Source organism: Chryseobacterium sp. OV279, from assembly GCF_900128945.1.
Classification (GTDB): domain Bacteria; phylum Bacteroidota; class Bacteroidia; order Flavobacteriales; family Weeksellaceae; genus Chryseobacterium.
Window position 1 is genome coordinate 933,376 of record NZ_FQUD01000003.1, and the last position, 15,262, is coordinate 948,637.

Annotated in this window: 14 protein-coding genes and 1 riboswitch; of the genes, 11 read left to right on the forward strand and 3 right to left on the reverse strand. The window is 37.5% G+C overall.

Annotated features, from left to right (window positions below; all coding sequences use genetic code 11):
• The 5 genes from BUA72_RS16765 (at position 1) to BUA72_RS16780 (ending at position 2,966) form a co-directional block, all read left to right on the forward strand.
• Positions 1 to 684, forward strand: a complete 684-nt coding sequence (locus BUA72_RS16765; protein ID WP_072924019.1) for a hypothetical protein — start codon at positions 1 to 3, stop codon at positions 682 to 684.
• A gap of 53 nt (positions 685 to 737) precedes the next feature.
• Positions 738 to 1,196, forward strand: a complete 459-nt coding sequence (locus BUA72_RS16770) for a DUF2750 domain-containing protein (RefSeq protein WP_072924020.1) — start codon at positions 738 to 740, stop codon at positions 1,194 to 1,196.
• 5 nt (positions 1,197 to 1,201) lie between these two features.
• A complete protein-coding gene (locus BUA72_RS24510) occupies positions 1,202 to 1,348 on the forward strand; it encodes a hypothetical protein (protein ID WP_175548911.1) in 147 nt (48 codons plus the stop codon).
• Between the two features lie 2 nt (positions 1,349 to 1,350).
• On the forward strand, positions 1,351 to 1,908 hold the full coding sequence (locus tag BUA72_RS16775; protein WP_072924022.1) for a hypothetical protein: 558 nt from the start codon (positions 1,351 to 1,353) through the stop codon (positions 1,906 to 1,908).
• A 293-nt stretch (positions 1,909 to 2,201) separates the two neighbouring features.
• Positions 2,202 to 2,966, forward strand: a complete 765-nt coding sequence (locus tag BUA72_RS16780) for a hypothetical protein (RefSeq protein ID WP_072924023.1) — start codon at positions 2,202 to 2,204, stop codon at positions 2,964 to 2,966.
• A gap of 90 nt (positions 2,967 to 3,056) precedes the next feature.
• Here BUA72_RS16780 and BUA72_RS16785 read toward each other — a convergent pair whose 3' ends face one another.
• A complete protein-coding gene (locus BUA72_RS16785) occupies positions 3,057 to 3,518 on the reverse strand; it encodes an Lrp/AsnC family transcriptional regulator (RefSeq protein ID WP_034725285.1) in 462 nt (153 codons plus the stop codon).
• 154 nt (positions 3,519 to 3,672) lie between these two features.
• Positions 3,673 to 3,857: riboswitch (cobalamin riboswitch) on the forward strand.
• Between the two features lie 176 nt (positions 3,858 to 4,033).
• On the opposite strand from BUA72_RS16785, the gene metE reads away from it, so the two are divergent.
• The 6 genes from metE (at position 4,034) to BUA72_RS16815 (ending at position 10,688) form a co-directional block, all read left to right on the forward strand.
• Positions 4,034 to 6,355, forward strand: a complete 2,322-nt coding sequence (metE, locus tag BUA72_RS16790) for a 5-methyltetrahydropteroyltriglutamate--homocysteine S-methyltransferase (protein ID WP_072924025.1) — start codon at positions 4,034 to 4,036, stop codon at positions 6,353 to 6,355.
• A 245-nt stretch (positions 6,356 to 6,600) separates the two neighbouring features.
• Positions 6,601 to 6,981, forward strand: coding sequence for a helix-turn-helix domain-containing protein (locus tag BUA72_RS16795; protein WP_072924026.1), 381 nt, complete (start codon positions 6,601 to 6,603; stop codon positions 6,979 to 6,981).
• A gap of 94 nt (positions 6,982 to 7,075) precedes the next feature.
• A complete protein-coding gene (locus BUA72_RS16800; protein ID WP_072924028.1) occupies positions 7,076 to 7,807 on the forward strand; it encodes an SDR family oxidoreductase in 732 nt (243 codons plus the stop codon).
• A gap of 407 nt (positions 7,808 to 8,214) precedes the next feature.
• Entirely contained in the window at positions 8,215 to 8,799 is a 585-nt protein-coding gene (locus BUA72_RS16805) for a hypothetical protein (RefSeq protein WP_072924029.1), read from the forward strand.
• Positions 8,800 to 8,924: 125 nt separating this feature from the next.
• The gene (locus BUA72_RS16810; RefSeq protein WP_072924031.1) at positions 8,925 to 9,995 is read left to right on the forward strand and encodes a serine hydrolase domain-containing protein; all 1,071 of its coding nucleotides are present in this window, start codon (positions 8,925 to 8,927) and stop codon (positions 9,993 to 9,995) included.
• A 246-nt stretch (positions 9,996 to 10,241) separates the two neighbouring features.
• On the forward strand, positions 10,242 to 10,688 hold the full coding sequence (locus BUA72_RS16815) for a KTSC domain-containing protein (RefSeq protein ID WP_047456126.1): 447 nt from the start codon (positions 10,242 to 10,244) through the stop codon (positions 10,686 to 10,688).
• 308 nt (positions 10,689 to 10,996) lie between these two features.
• Here the strand turns inward: BUA72_RS16815 and BUA72_RS16820 are convergent, their stop codons facing one another.
• On the reverse strand, positions 10,997 to 14,185 hold the full coding sequence (locus BUA72_RS16820; protein ID WP_047456127.1) for an efflux RND transporter permease subunit: 3,189 nt from the start codon (positions 14,183 to 14,185) through the stop codon (positions 10,997 to 10,999).
• 6 nt (positions 14,186 to 14,191) lie between these two features.
• On the reverse strand, positions 14,192 to 15,253 hold the full coding sequence (locus BUA72_RS16825; RefSeq protein ID WP_072924032.1) for an efflux RND transporter periplasmic adaptor subunit: 1,062 nt from the start codon (positions 15,251 to 15,253) through the stop codon (positions 14,192 to 14,194).
• Positions 15,254 to 15,262: the final 9 nt, after the last annotated feature.

The following is a 15,262-nucleotide window of genomic DNA, read 5'->3' on the forward strand; positions in this document are numbered from 1 at the left end:
ATGAAAAAACTATTACCCGCATTAGCTTTACTCACTCTCGCATCTTGTAAAGAAAAGCCCCAAAAGGAAAATAAAGCAACAGTAGAAAAAGAAACAACAACTCCAATTAAAGCTGAGGTTGTAAAAGATGCTCCATATACTGAATTTAAACCTGATAAAATTTCTGATTTAAAAATCAAAGGATTCGATATTGAGCAGGCTTTTTCTGTGGAAGGAAATAAGATTGTAGCAGGAAATTTCCAATTTACTGATGGCAAGATTACTCTACCCGACACTGAAGAAGACTTCGGAAAGAGACTTTTACTGCTGAATCATAAAAACGAAATTATTTACCAATCTCAAGGTTCCGGAGAGGCATATCTTTATGAACCTTATTTTTATAAGAACAGTCAGAACGGAAATATCATTATCGTCTGCCAGCAAGCATATGAATATTTTTTCGGTGGAGATGCCTATTTATTAGAAAAAGGAAAGATCAAATATCTCGGAAATCTGGACATTGAACCCAATAATGAGGAAAAAAAATTAACGGACATCCTGCGAATCAAAGAATCAGGAGATGGGATCACTTTTAGTTTTGATTCAGATTCGTTAGTTTTGAAACCCGGAAGTGAAGATATTACCATCAAAAACAAGGATGTGAAATATGTGTATGATTACAAGTCATTAAAATTATATCAATAGTTTTATGATGAAAGGTTAATGATAGTCTCCAAAATATCTTAAAGAAAAACGGAATGATACAGGATCATATTACGGTAGAAAACCGTCATAAAGATTTTATAAAAAAGGTTAGCGAAACAGAAACTATCTATGCCTTAAAGGATGAAAACGGTTATGCCGTCTCTTATTCCAATGAACTGGAATATGAAGATGGAGAGCCAGTACAGATCATTTGTTTCTGGTCTGATAAGGCAAGGGCAAAATCTTGTATAGCAGATGAATGGAGCCATTATGAAGTTTCATCTGTTCCACTGAATGATTTTGTAGAAAACTGGTGTCTCGGAATGAATAATGATGGCCTGGTTGTAGGAACCAATTTCGACAGTAATTTATTTGGTTTTGAAGAAGAGCCTTTGGAGCTGGTGCTCGATATTATTGAAGAACTTAAGAAGACAGGCAAAAACATAACGTTGAGGAAGTTTAAAAACATCGAAGATATGGAAACCCAGATCAGAGAAGTTTTAAATAGCTAAATGAGATGAACAAATCTCTTGGGATAAAGATTAGCGGAGTATTTGCTGTCTCTGCCATTCTGCTTTTTAGTATTCTCATGCTGAAAACGATTTCCCAGTACACAAGTTTTGATAAAAATGTAGGCTTCCTGATATTAATAGACAAATATTAAAAATGACACGATCTGAACAAACAAAAAAATTAATTTCAAAACCTTATTTTATTCTGCTCATTATATTAGTCCTACTCTTCTGTCTTGATACTTTTGTTTTAAAACCTTTTATCAAAGAACACTATTTAGATCAGGATCTGCAAAGTTTTAAGGACTTCTCGTGGAGATATTTATTGGTGATAGCAGTTGTTATCGCCATAGTTGTGTCTATCTGTATAAAAGCCACAAAAATTCTTCAAATCATTAGCGTATGTTTATATTCTGCTTTTTTTGCCTTGTGGGCATTTAGAACATTATTGATCCAGATTTTATTGTTCACCAACTTTCAAACCGAAAAAGAACACATAATTAATACTTATGAAGTCATCAACCATAAAGAAGCAATGGTCTTCTGGATGGATGGTGGGAAAGGAAACTCCATCCATGACGATAATGCAATAGAATTGATTGATAAAAAAAGAAAAGCGAAAGGTCTAAAATCAATTTTTGAATATAAAAATGGTGATAAGGTAAAAGTAGAATTTAAAAGAGGTATTTTTAATGTAAATTATCTTGATTAAACATACTATAACCACGAAGAACACAAATTAAAAACACAAATTTTCACAAGCATACCTACAACATTTGTGTCATCAGTGAAAAATATTCGTGTCATTTGCGTTTACAAATAAAACAGAAATGCATCATAAACCACGAATAGCACAAATTTAAAACACAAATTTTCACAAGCATACCTACAACATTTGTGTCATTAGTGAAAAACATTAGTGCAATTTGTGTTTAAAAATTCAAAATATTAATTTTACAGGCACATTCAGAAAGGCTTTCTGAATTACATCACACAACAAATTATATGAAAAAATTAATACTAATCCTTTCTGTAGCCCTTTCTGTATCAGCCTTTGGACAGAAAACAGCTGGTAAGACCAACAATCTGGCTCTTTATGCTTACCAGACTTTCAACTGCGATAACAAAGGATATTATGATCCGGGAAAATACAAAAAAGAGGAAATAGACGGCGTTTTTAAACTTCTGTACACCCTGAACGGAGGTGCTTTTGATAATCATACGGTGTTTAAGCTTTCAGATCTTGAAGATATCAGAAAAAATAAAAACACCTATCTGCAGCAACTGGATAAACAATATCAGCAAAAAAAGGCAGAACTGTACAATCTTAAAGTAATCAATCTTCCGGAATGGAAAAAAATTCATCAGGAAACTATTAAAGCTTTTGAAGGAGAATACCAGCTCAAAAAAGAAGAACTCAATGCCTATTCTAATCCTGCATCACTCAAAAACAGTCAGTTTTACAATACCTGCAAAGAATATATTGATGCCGTTTCTTCTCCGGATAAAGAGAAAATGTATGCCGTATGGGAAAAATTTGCAAAGGAAAAAAGCAAAAATAATGCTGATCCACATGCGGTGATGACCAGATTTAATGATCAGCTTAATGATCTCCGAAAAGATGATTATGCACTCATCGACCTTATGGGAATGGGCTTTCACAACTGTGCAAACGCCAGTTTCAGGGCTGAACCGGATGATGATGGAATATTGTATAAGAAATTTGACAAGATCTTTGTGAAGCTGAAGCAGGACTGTGATGAGCCGTAAATTTATTTAAAGATTGAATCATTTAAAAATTTAATGATTTAGAGATTCAGAAATTGTAACAGCATTCGTTTTCGGGTGCTGTTTTTATTTTTAAATACTTACCCCGTGGATATTTTTCACTTCAGCCATGACAAAAGTACTGTGTGCGCTGCCTATGGTATCCAATGAACCCAACTTATTGAATACAAAATCCTGATAATGCTTCATATCTCTTACCTGAACTTTGAGCAGAAAATCAAAATCTCCGGAAATATTATAACACTCCGCCACTTCATCGATTTGTAAAATATCTTCCACAAACTGGTTGCCTACGGAACGGTCATGCATCTTAAGCTTGACCTGACAAAAAACGGTAAATCCCCTATTCAGTTTTTCAGCTTCTAAAACGGCTGCATAATGTTTAATATATCCGGCCTGTTCCAGCCTTTTCATCCGTTCGAAAACAGGTGAAGGTGAGAGATTAATTTCTTTGGCAAGTTCCTTTACCGTCAGTTTAGCATTCTTTTGCAGGATTCTAAGCAACTGAAGATCCTTTTCGTCAAGTCTTTCCACAGAATAATATTCTTTTTGGGATTATGTTTTTCAAATTTACAGAATAATTCGCTTTAAAATCAATCTAAAACCAAATTACATTCTTATTTTATTCAATTCAACCAATCAATCCACTTTAATCAATACCTTTAGCCCAGATTTTGTTCTTTAACATCCTTCATCAAACAGAAGAGGTTTTACATAACGTAGATTAATAGGGAATCGTGTGAGAATCACGAGCTGTCGCGCAACTGTAAGTAACATACCAAAGGTTTTTATCCATGAATATCCACTGCGAAAGCGGGAAGGATGATGAAACCGTTACAAGTCAGGAGACCTGCCTAGTCTGAATTGACAATGCTTTCGCGGTCTGAAGCTTTGGGTCATACAGATGATACTTTTTGAACGTCCCTGTCAGCAGGAAAATTACGTCCTTATTGTATCTCTATATCCTCAACATTCTTTCCCGGCAGCGTTGCGAAGCATTCTAAAAGAGCTTTTAACATCATTATTGTTTAATTTAAAAGTGTAAGAACATGCAAACGCACCTACTTGGCAGCCCGCGTATTGGCCGCCATAGAGAACTCAAAAAAGCCTGCGAGCAATATTGGTCAGGCAAAACATCATTGAATGAACTTCTGGAAACCGGAAAAAACATCAGCCTGCAAAACTGGAAACTTCAGCAGGAAGCAGGAATCGATCTTATTCCCTGCAACGATTTTTCTTTTTATGACCAGGTTTTGGATATGACTCTAAGTGTTGGAGCCATTCCGGAGCGTTATCAGGAAGTTGCTGCCAGAAAATCTGCTTCAGAGCTTGATCTGTATTTTGCAATGGCAAGAGGGTATCAGAAAGATGATCTGGATATTACTGCCATGGAAATGACGAAATGGTTCGATACGAATTACCATTACATTGTTCCGGAATTCCAAAAGAACCAGCCGTTCAGATTGTTTTCCCAAAAGATCATTACTGAATTCATCAGTGCAAAACAAGCCGGAGTGAATGCAAAACCAGTCATCATCGGGCCACTTACTTATCTTCTCCTGGGAAAAGAAAAAGAAGAAGGATTTGATAAACTTGATTTAATCCATCATCTTCTTCCGGTATATATTGAAATTGTAAAAGAACTTGAGAACCACGGTGCTCAATGGATACAGTTTGACGAACCGTTTTTAGGACTGGACCTCACTGAAAAAGCAAAAGAAATCTATCAATCGGTTTACAGCGAAATCAGAAGTCAGTTTCCTGAGCTGAAATTCATCGTTGCTACCTATTTTGAAGGTTTAAAAGATAATCTTTCATTGGCAGTTTCACTTCCGGTTGATGTATTACACATCGACCTAGTCCGTTCTCCTGAGCAGTTGGATGAGGTTTTACATGCTGTTCCACAGACACTGAGCCTATCTTTAGGTGTTGTAGACGGAAGAAATATCTGGAAAAATGATTTTGAAAGATCATTGGGATTCATTGAGAAAGTAGTCAATACCATCGGATCTGACAGGGTTTTCATCGCTCCGTCGTGCTCCCTGCTCCACTCTCCTTTCGACCTTGATCTGGAAACCAATGAAAACACATTATCTCCTGAGATCAAACAGTGGATGGCTTTCGCCAAACAAAAGGTTCATGAAGTGGTTGCTTTAAAAAAACTGGCTGCCGGAAAAGCAGATTACCAAGCCTTGCAACAGTTTGCAGAAAATAAAAAAGCGATTGACAACCGTAAAATTTCATCCCTGATCCACAATCAGACCGTTAAAGACCGTGTTGATATCACCACTGAAAATGATGCGCAGAGAAAAAGTCCTTTCAGCATAAGAAAAGAGAATCAGCAGAATGTTCTTCAGCTTCCTTTATTCCCAACAACAACTATCGGTTCCTTTCCTCAAACTAAGGAAGTAAGAGCCTGGAGATCGAAATTCAAAAAAGGTGAACTGACTGCCGAACAATATGATGACCTATTAAAAAAAGAAACCGAAAGAACCATCCGCTGGCAGGAAGAAATCGGCATCGATGTGTTGGTTCACGGTGAATTTGAGCGAAATGATATGGTGGAATATTTCGGGGAACAGCTTGCCGGATTTGCGTTTACTCAAAACGGATGGGTTCAGAGCTACGGAAGCCGTTGTGTAAAACCTCCGGTAATTTATGGAGATGTTCACCGACCCCATCCCATGACCGTTTATTGGTCTCAATATGCTCAATCACTTACTCAAAAATGGGTAAAAGGAATGCTTACCGGTCCGGTAACAATCCTGCAATGGTCTTTTGTCCGTGATGACCAGCCAAGATCCGTAACCTGCAAACAGATTGCATTAGCGATTCGCGATGAGGTCAACGACTTGGAAAAAGCAGGAATCAGAATTATTCAGATTGATGAACCGGCTATCAGAGAAGGGCTTCCACTGAGAAGATCCGAATGGCAGCAGTATCTGGAATGGGCGGTAGAAGCCTTCAGAATTTCAGCTTCTGGTGTTGAAGATACAACGCAGATTCATACCCATATGTGCTACTCCGAATTCAATGATATCATCCAGAATATTGCGGATATGGATGCCGATGTGATTACCATAGAATGCTCCAGAAGCCAGATGGAACTGCTTCAGGCCTTTGCAGATTTCAAATATCCTAATGAGATTGGCCCGGGAGTTTATGACATTCATTCACCAAGGGTGCCTTCGAAAGAAGAAATGATTCATCTGTTGAGAAAAGCGCAGGCTGTCATTCCGGCTCAGCAACTTTGGGTTAATCCCGATTGTGGTTTGAAAACACGTCATTGGGATGAAACGGAAAAAGCATTGATTGCAATGGTAGAAGCATCAAGAGAAGCTGCTGCAGCTTATGTGTTGCAGGAAAGCTAAAGAATTCATTATTACAATTTTAAAGCAGGAGTTTTCGCTTCTGCTTTTATGTTTTGGCTAAAGCCGTTTTTAATGGAACAATGGTGAGTGAGCGGGCTAAAACCCACCCCTATTGAATTTCTGCCAAATGCCAGTTTAATAATTGTAAACTTCAAATTTCAGACTAGGAAGACAAACCTGGTTATTTAAGTTATGGAATCAATTTAATTCAATAATTTTGAGTTATTATTTTTTCACCATTTTTCATGAAAAAGCAGGACAAAAGTATTTCTTTAAGACAGTCAGAGATAGCCAGTCAGTTTGTTTCTGAACTGGATAAACATTTGGACGAACTTGTATCTGGGCAGGTTGAAACCGCTTATGAAATCAATGAGTTTGCAGACCTGCTGTTTATCAATCCCAATCACTTAAGTGATACTATTAAAGAGGTTTTGGGAAAATCGCCCTGCGCCGTCTACGAAGAAAAACTGGTTCTTATTTCTAAGGATCTGATTGTGAATACCAACAAACCCATCAGTGAAATTGCAAGAATTTTAGATTATGACCCATCCAATTTCACGAAATTTTTCAAACGATTTACGGGTAAAACTCCCAAAGAATTCAGAAATGAAAACCATTCAGGTTAAAAAAACAGAAAAGGTTACCATTTAAACAGAAGAGGTCACCATTTTCCCTGTCATACACTTTCTATTTTTGCTCTATCATTTAACAACAGAAATTATGACAACAAAGAAAACGGCTTTAATTACAGGGGCCAATAAAGGAATAGGTTTTGAAACGGCGAGACAGCTTTTACAGCTTGGGTATTTCGTTTTCATCGGGAGCAGAGATCGGGAGAGAGGTTTAAAAGCCGTAGAAGAGCTTAAAAAGACAGGATTTAATGACATCGACCTGCTGGAGATTGATGTGACCAACTTACTCTCCGTTCAGCACGCCCGAGAAGAGCTCGGAGCTAAAATTTCAAAACTTGACGTGCTTATCAATAATGCAGGAATTACGGGAGAAATGCCTCAAAATGCGTCCAGCATATCATTAGACAATCTGCGAACTGTTTATGAAACCAACTTCTTTGGCGTTATTCAGGTGACCCAACATTTTCTGGATCTGATGAAAAAATCTGATGAGCCAAGAATCGTCAATGTTTCGAGCGACCTTGGCTCTCTGACGAATCACAGTAATCCAGATTATGAATTTTATGACGTAAAACTTACGGCCTATTGCAGTTCAAAAACGGCCGTCAATACTTTTACCGTAATGCTTGCCTATGAACTGAAAAATACCCACTTCAAAATCAACAGTGTGAATCCAGGATTTACGGCAACGGATCTTAACGGATACACCGGATATCAGACTGTAGAACAGGGAACCAAAGCCATTGTCAAATACGCCACTATTGATCAGGATGGTCCATCAGGAAAGTTTTTCGGTGATGGATTGGAAATTGCGTGGTAGAAGCTTTTCAAACTTAATTAAACAGGATATTCTCCTGTTTTTTTTATGTTTTGGCTAAAGCCGTTTTTGTTTGAATGATAACGAGCGGGCGGGCTAAAGCCCACCCCTATTGAATTTTTAATAGTTTCTGAAAACCTGTTGGATCGGGTTTCAATCTGAGTGAGATTTTTAGACGCAAAGGTTTAAAATTCATGCTGTTGATTTAAGAAAAACAAAGAGGAATCAATTTTTCAAATTGATCGATAAAGCGAACGGAAAAACTAACAGTGCCATAACACATTTTCTAAAAATTTATATTTCCAAAATTTGCGCGAGACTTCTGTTCACAAAGGTTTACAACGTATTCGCAAATAGATTTTGTTATCTCCAATAGGTATATTATGTATATTTGATGTCTATACAAACTTATGACCGAACATTCATCTGATTATTCTAAATGGTTAATAAACTGGAAAACCAATTATTCATCTCAATCAAAATCGCGATGCGTAATTGACCTTTATGAGATCATTCTTAAGAGTGAATTCTATGACACTGATTATTGGTATTTCGCGGGTGTTCAGGATATCAACTCAAGACTTGTCTCATTTACAAAAGAAGACTGGCAAAAGCTCAGAGAAGATCTTATTCATTGGAAAAGTAATCAGATTGAAATATTAAGTATGGTCCTTTCAACAGTTAAAAACAACTCTGAGCTGAGCCATACGAATACGCTGGAATCTATGAAAAGTGAGTGTTATGCTCATATCCTTACCGTTTGTGATGATGATCTATTTATTGATTTAATTGATAACATCCATTTTTTAAAGCTCAACGCTAACAAAGATATCAATGTATTAACCAGAATAAAAAACCGGCTTTTAAAGTTAAAGGATTCACCAGTAATTCAAAATAACGGTTCTTCAGAATTCTTTTATACAAAAAAGAGATATGAAGATTTCATTCTTCTGATTGATACAGAAATAGAAAAAGCAGACACAAAGAATAAATAAGACCTAACAATTCTCTACATTCAATAGAAATGGAATTTAGCCGAAATTTGTCCGGAAATAAAACTCTTTCAAAATAAAAATTTACCGTAGTTTTGGAACACATCCATAACAAAATATTTCCTGCCATGAAAAAAGCGACCGTCATTATAAGCCTGTATTTTTTCACTTCTTACTTATCTGCTCAGACTGAGAGAAAATCTGATCCGCAAACTAATCAGACTGCTCAAATGGATCATGACAAAGCTTTTGAACAATGGATGAAGGAAAACAAAGTTCCGAATGTAGGACTCGGTGTGATTAAAAACGGGAAACTTGAAAAAGTGAAAGTATACGGAGAATCCCCAAAAGGAAGTCCGGCTCCTGATCATATGCTATTCAATGTAGCTTCGGTTACTAAACCTGTGACGGCAATGGTTGCTTTAAAATTGGTTAGTAAAGGAAAATGGAACCTTGATGAACCTCTAGCCAATTATTGGACAGATCCTGACATTGCTCAAGATCCCAGAAATAAAAAACTGACCACCAGAATAGTTCTCAGCCATCAGACTGGTTTTCCCAACTGGAGATGGATGAATGCGGATAAGAAACTGAATTTTCAGTTTGATCCCGGAACAAAATATCAATATTCCGGAGAAGGTCTTGAATACCTGAGAAGAGCTCTAGAAAAGAAATTCGGCAAAACACTGAATGAGCTTGCCGGAGAATTGATCTTCCAGCCCTTAAAAATGAACGATACTTCCTATATCTGGGATGAAAAAAAGGATGCCTCCCGATTTTCAGAAGGCTACGATAAGGATGGAAAAATGTATAAAACCGTAAAAGTATCAACAGCCAACGCAGCAGATGATCTTATGACTACGGTGTCAGATTACAGCCGGTTTTTAATCAGTGTGATGAATGGTGACGGACTTTCTAAAAAAGTTTTTGAAGATATGAAAACCAGTCAGGTGATTACTAAACAAGGGAAATCATTTGGTCTGGGCTTTGAAATCTACGATTTGGGCGATGGTAACATTGCTTTGTCTCATGGTGGCGCAGATCAGGGAGTACAGACCCTCTTCGTCATCATTCCAAAGACGAAGGATGGAATTGTTATTTTCACAAATGTTGATGATGGTTATAAATCCTTTGAAAAATTATTGACGGAATATTTGGGGGAATATGGAAGGAAGGTTGTGGAGATTGAGATGAAGTAAAAATGAAACTAATTATAAAATATTCATCTTTTAAAGAATTGAAATCCAATGAACATGGTACATTGAATAAAGAAGATGTGAATAAAAAGCATAAGAAATTTGAAAAATTCATTAAGTCCATTAAAAAAACAAAAAAGCACTGACTAACAGATGTTTTTTAAGCATCAAATAAATTAATAATGAATAAGTTACGTTTTTTTAAATTAAATTCCTTAATTTTGCACCCCGAAATAAGGATTTACAGTTATGAAAAAATTAGGCGAATACAGAAAGCTTCTTAATGTTGATAAGACCGTTACTTTAAAGGAATTAAAGACAATTTACAGAAATACGATGAAAGATTCGCATCCTGATAAATTTATTGACGACGAAGCCGGGAAACTGGAAGCAGAAGAAAAAAGTAAGGCTGTGATTGAAGCATACCATTTCTTGGTAAGCATCAACCAGGAAACACAGGAAAAATATAAAGAAGAATATACTGAAACAATCACAAAATCTAATATTCAGGATTTTTATCTTGAAAAGGCAATTTTGAAAGTTCAGCACCTGAACGGAAATATGTACGAATATATTGGGGTTCCAAAAAACACGTATATCAAAATGGTGAATGCTGATTCGCCAAGCCGTTTTGCAAGAAGACACATTTACGGAAGTTTTATCTACAGAAAGGCCGGTGAGGCAATGGTAGATTAACTCTCCTCATACAAGATAAATAAAGGCTTTCAGTTCATTCTGGAAGCTTTTTTTTGTGCTTAAATATTATTTTTTCGCTCTCGCAGATGATTCTGATAAAGCAGATTAGAAAACCTAAAAATCTGCGCTATCTGTTTAATCTGCGTGAAATTTCAAGCAATTTGTCTGCATCAGAATCAATTAGATTAATTCTCTCTTTACACTTCTTACAATATTAGACTTTGCATAAAAAATAGATGAAAATACTTCAAAAATAAAAAAGCGCATCAGAAATCTGATGCGCTTTTAGGTTAATTAAGGTTGTTATATTATTCTACGTGTTTCGGAGTGTATCCGTCTTCACTTAGTTCTTTATGTACGTATTCCGCTTTCATTTCGGCTTCGTAGTCTACTTTTTCACCTTTGCCCATTCTTCTTAGAATAGAATCAAATAATGAGTATACTACCGGTACAATGATCAGCGTCAGGAATAATGATGATGTCAAACCACCGATAATTACCCAGGCCAATCCGTTGTTCATCTCTGCTCCAGCTCCTTTTGCAATTGCAATCGGGATCATACCGAATATCATCGCAATCGTTGTCATCAGGATCGGACGAAGACGTGCGTGGTTCGCCTGAATCAAAGCATCATGGGTATTCGCACCAGCTGCTTTTCTCATATTCGCAAAGTCGACAATCATAATCGCGTTCTTCGCTACCAAACCAATCAACATGATCATCCCCAACATCGTAAAGATGTTTAATGAGTTTCCGGTGATGGCAAGAATAACCATTACCCCGATCAATGCCAGAGGAATAGAGAACAGTACCACGAACGGATATACGAATGAGTCATACAGGGAAACCATTACCAGGTAAACCAATACGATAGCTGCCATCAAGGCAATTCCTAACGTACCGAAACCTTCCGTCTGGTTTTCCATATCACCACTCCAGATATAGCTTACTCCTGCCGGTTTGGTCTTTTCGTTATCCATAAACTGAGCCGCCCATTCGTTGGCAACGTCTCCTACAGGACGACCTACCACCTTAGATTTTACCTTTACAGAAGGCGCTTTATCTCTACGTTCAAGCAAACTTGGCCCTGAACCCATTTTTACATCTGCAAATTGACTCAGTCTGATCTGTTCTCCCTGAGGGTTTGTAAACATCAGGTTTCTTACATCATCAATAGACTGTCTGTTGGCATCACCAAAACGGATGTTGATATCATATTCATATTCTCCGGCTCTGAATTTTCCGTCTGTATTTCCACTGAATGCAGTCTGCATCGTTTTTCCTACACTGGAAAGATTTAAGCCTAAAGATGACATTTTATCTCTGTCGATATTTACCTGTACTTCAGGGCTTCCAGAGTCCGTAGATAATTCTGCATCTACAGAACCGGGAACTTTTTTAAGCAATTCAAGAATTCTGTTCGCTTCTTTATTGGCCGTTTCGTTATCCTGAGCCGTTACTACCATTTCAATTGGTGCATTATCTGCTCCCATTAATCCGATTGGTGCCGTTTTAAACTCAACCCCTGTGAATTTCTCTTCTAAAGCTCTCTTGATTTTTGCAGACTTGATATCTGTGCTTTCATTACGCTCAGATTTATCTACCAAAATCACCTGAATTTCTGACTGATACAATGTAGCCTGTGCTCCACCAAAACCTGATGACTGCTGACCAACTGTCGTGATCATATCTACTACATCTTTATCATTTCTAAGATATCTTTCAACCGCTAAAGTGATCTGATTCGTTTTTTCTACGGAAGCATCTTTTGGTAACTCCATCTGAACAAGGAACTGGCCTCTGTCCATTTTAGGGAAGAATTCACCACCGATAAATCCGAAAGCCACCAACATGAATGAAGAAATCAAAATAATGAACGTTATGATTACGGTCATCACTCTTCTTAAGGTAGATTTCAATGCCCACTCCAGAATTCCTGTGATCCAGTGTGTAAATTTCTCCAATTGCTTTTCAAACCAAAGGATAAATTTCTCAAATGGATTTTTACCGGTCAAATGTACCAGTTTACCATATCTTGAAGATAACCAAGGAATAATGGTAAATGATGCTAATAACGAGAATAATGTCGCAATAACTACCGTGACACAGAACTGCGCCAGGATATCAGCAACCAATCCTGAACTCATCGCGATCGGTAAGAATACCACCACAATTACAAGCGTAATAGCCGTTACCGTAAATCCAATTTCCGAAGCACCATCGTAAGCTGCACGGATTCTGCTTTTTCCCATCTCCATGTGACGGTAAACGTTCTCCAGTACTACAATCGCATCATCCACAAGAATACCCACAACCAGTGAAAGTCCAAGTAAACTCATCAGGTTTAAGGTATATCCCATCAGATACATTCCAATTACCGTTGCGATCAATGACATCGGAATAGAAACCATTACAATAAATGCGTTTCTGATGTTATGAAGGAACAATAGCATTACTACCGCTACCAGGATAATCGCTAAGAATAAGTCGAAAATTACGTGGTCTGCAGCTTCAAGTGTAAAGTCTGTTGAGTCATCTACGGTATTGATTTTAATCGCCTGCGTTTTATAATCTTTCTGAACATTCTCAATTGTTTTCTGAATGGCTTCTGAAACGGAAACTGCATTGGCATCAGATTGCTTTTTAACCTGAAGTAAAATCGTTGAATTCTGGTTGTATCTTGCCACTTTCTCCACATCTTTTTGTGTATCGAAAACGGTTGCAATATCAGACAAACGAACCTGGGCTCCATCTTTATTGGAAACCACAAGGCTATTCATCTCATCTACACTTTTATACTTACCGGAAAGTCTGATCGTAGATCTTGAAGTTCTTGTCTTCAAAGCTCCCGTCGGGAAATCCAGGTTGGAGGAAAGAATGGCCTGCTGTACATCTGCGATAGCAATACCATACCCCTGCATTTTCTTTTCATCTAAATTCACCTGAATTTCTCTCTCCTGTCCACCTACAAGGTCAACCTGAGCAACACCGTTTACACGCGAGAAAATAGGTTCTATTTTTTTATCTAAAAGGTCATAAAGATCTTTATTATTCAGCTTGTTACTGGAAATACTCAAAGTCATGATCGGAAGATCATCCAATGAGAATTTTTGAAGAGAAGGAGGATCTGCATCGTCCGGAAGGTCTGCCAGAATAGCATTTACCTTTCTCTGTGCATCATTCAAAGCGTAGTTTACATCGGCACCGGTATTCAGCTGAACCATGATTACCGATAAACTTTCGTAAGATGAAGATTCTACTTTCTTTACGTTTTCCAGGGAACCCACGGCATCTTCAATCTTTCGGGTTACCGAAGTTTCCACCTCAGCAGGCGAAGCTCCCGGATATACCGTAGAAATGGTTACCATATTGGTTTCAAACTTTGGAATCAACTCGTACCCCATCATGGAGTAACTTAATAAACCACCCAACGTAAGTATCGTAAACAATACGATAACCAGGGACGGCCTTTTAATGGATATTTCTGCTAACTTCATCTTATCTTACTTTACGATGTTGATTTTCGAACCGTTATCAAGGTTGATCTGTCCGCTGGTAATTACCTGTTCTCCGCCATTCAGTCCGCTTAAGATCTGAACTTTATCACCGTATACTTTTCCGGTTTGTACTTTGATCAGTTTAGCCGTTCCATTGCTTACGACAAATAATTGCCCTGAACTTACTCCGTTTACAAAAGCTTCTGCCGGAACGGTCAGCATATTCTGAGTTTCTGCACCGTGATTGGTTTTAAATAAAGCCGTTGCATACATACCCGCTTTTAAGTTTCCTCTGTTCTGAACTTCAATTTCAACTGGGAAATTTAAAGAAGCATCACTTTTAGGAGCAATAAATGTAATTCTACCGCTGAATGAATCTTCAGGTAAAACATTAACATTGATCGGAACTTCCTGACCTAATGCAATTCTTCCCACCTGACTTTCGTCTACCAGTACAGATAATTTAAGGCTGTTGATGTTAACGATTTCAAACATGGAAGTTCCTATAGAAACTACAGTTCCCGGTTCTACCATTTTCTTATTGATGGTACCACTGATTCCTGCACGGATGCTGGTGTCATTCACTCTTACGCCCTGAGCTCTTACAGCTGCCTGTGCATTTTTCAACTGTAGTCTTGAATTATCAACCTGCTGTTTCGTAACTCCTCCTGTTTTGAAGGCGCTTTCGTAACGCTGATTGTCAATAATTGCATTCTGTAAATTATTCTGAGCCTGAGAAACGTCAACCTCGATAGCATCTTTTTTGATCACGGCTAAAGTCTGCCCTGCAGAAACTCTTGATCCTTCTTTTACCAGAACGCTTACAATACGTCCTGCAATTTCAGAAGACTGGTTCATTTCCTGCTTTGGAATGAAAGTTCCGTTAGCTGAGTAATCTGTATTGATATTTTCTCTTGAAACAGTTACTATATTCACGTTGATTTTGTCAACCTGCTTAGCAACTTCCTTTACTTCTTTGGTCTGTTTCTCTTTATTATCTGCAATCTTGTAAGCCGCTAAACCGATTAGGACCGCTGCTACGATGATGTATATTAAAGTTTTTTTCATTTTAGTTTA

Excerpts from the sequence above, each read along its gene's own strand:
- BUA72_RS16765 (WP_072924019.1), top strand. The coding sequence starts at position 1 with ATGAAAAAACTATTACCCGCATTAGCTTTACTCACTCTCGCATCTTGT.
- BUA72_RS16770 (WP_072924020.1), top strand. The coding sequence starts at position 738 with ATGATACAGGATCATATTACGGTAGAAAACCGTCATAAAGATTTTATA.
- BUA72_RS24510 (WP_175548911.1), top strand. The coding sequence starts at position 1,202 with ATGAACAAATCTCTTGGGATAAAGATTAGCGGAGTATTTGCTGTCTCT.
- BUA72_RS16775 (WP_072924022.1), top strand. The coding sequence starts at position 1,351 with ATGACACGATCTGAACAAACAAAAAAATTAATTTCAAAACCTTATTTT.
- BUA72_RS16780 (WP_072924023.1), top strand. The coding sequence starts at position 2,202 with ATGAAAAAATTAATACTAATCCTTTCTGTAGCCCTTTCTGTATCAGCC.
- metE (WP_072924025.1), top strand. The coding sequence starts at position 4,034 with ATGCAAACGCACCTACTTGGCAGCCCGCGTATTGGCCGCCATAGAGAA.
- BUA72_RS16795 (WP_072924026.1), top strand. The coding sequence starts at position 6,601 with ATGAAAAAGCAGGACAAAAGTATTTCTTTAAGACAGTCAGAGATAGCC.
- BUA72_RS16800 (WP_072924028.1), top strand. The coding sequence starts at position 7,076 with ATGACAACAAAGAAAACGGCTTTAATTACAGGGGCCAATAAAGGAATA.
- BUA72_RS16805 (WP_072924029.1), top strand. The coding sequence starts at position 8,215 with ATGACCGAACATTCATCTGATTATTCTAAATGGTTAATAAACTGGAAA.
- BUA72_RS16810 (WP_072924031.1), top strand. The coding sequence starts at position 8,925 with ATGAAAAAAGCGACCGTCATTATAAGCCTGTATTTTTTCACTTCTTAC.
- BUA72_RS16815 (WP_047456126.1), top strand. The coding sequence starts at position 10,242 with ATGAAAAAATTAGGCGAATACAGAAAGCTTCTTAATGTTGATAAGACC.
- BUA72_RS16820 (WP_047456127.1), bottom strand. The coding sequence starts at position 14,185 with ATGAAGTTAGCAGAAATATCCATTAAAAGGCCGTCCCTGGTTATCGTA.
- BUA72_RS16825 (WP_072924032.1), bottom strand. The coding sequence starts at position 15,253 with ATGAAAAAAACTTTAATATACATCATCGTAGCAGCGGTCCTAATCGGT.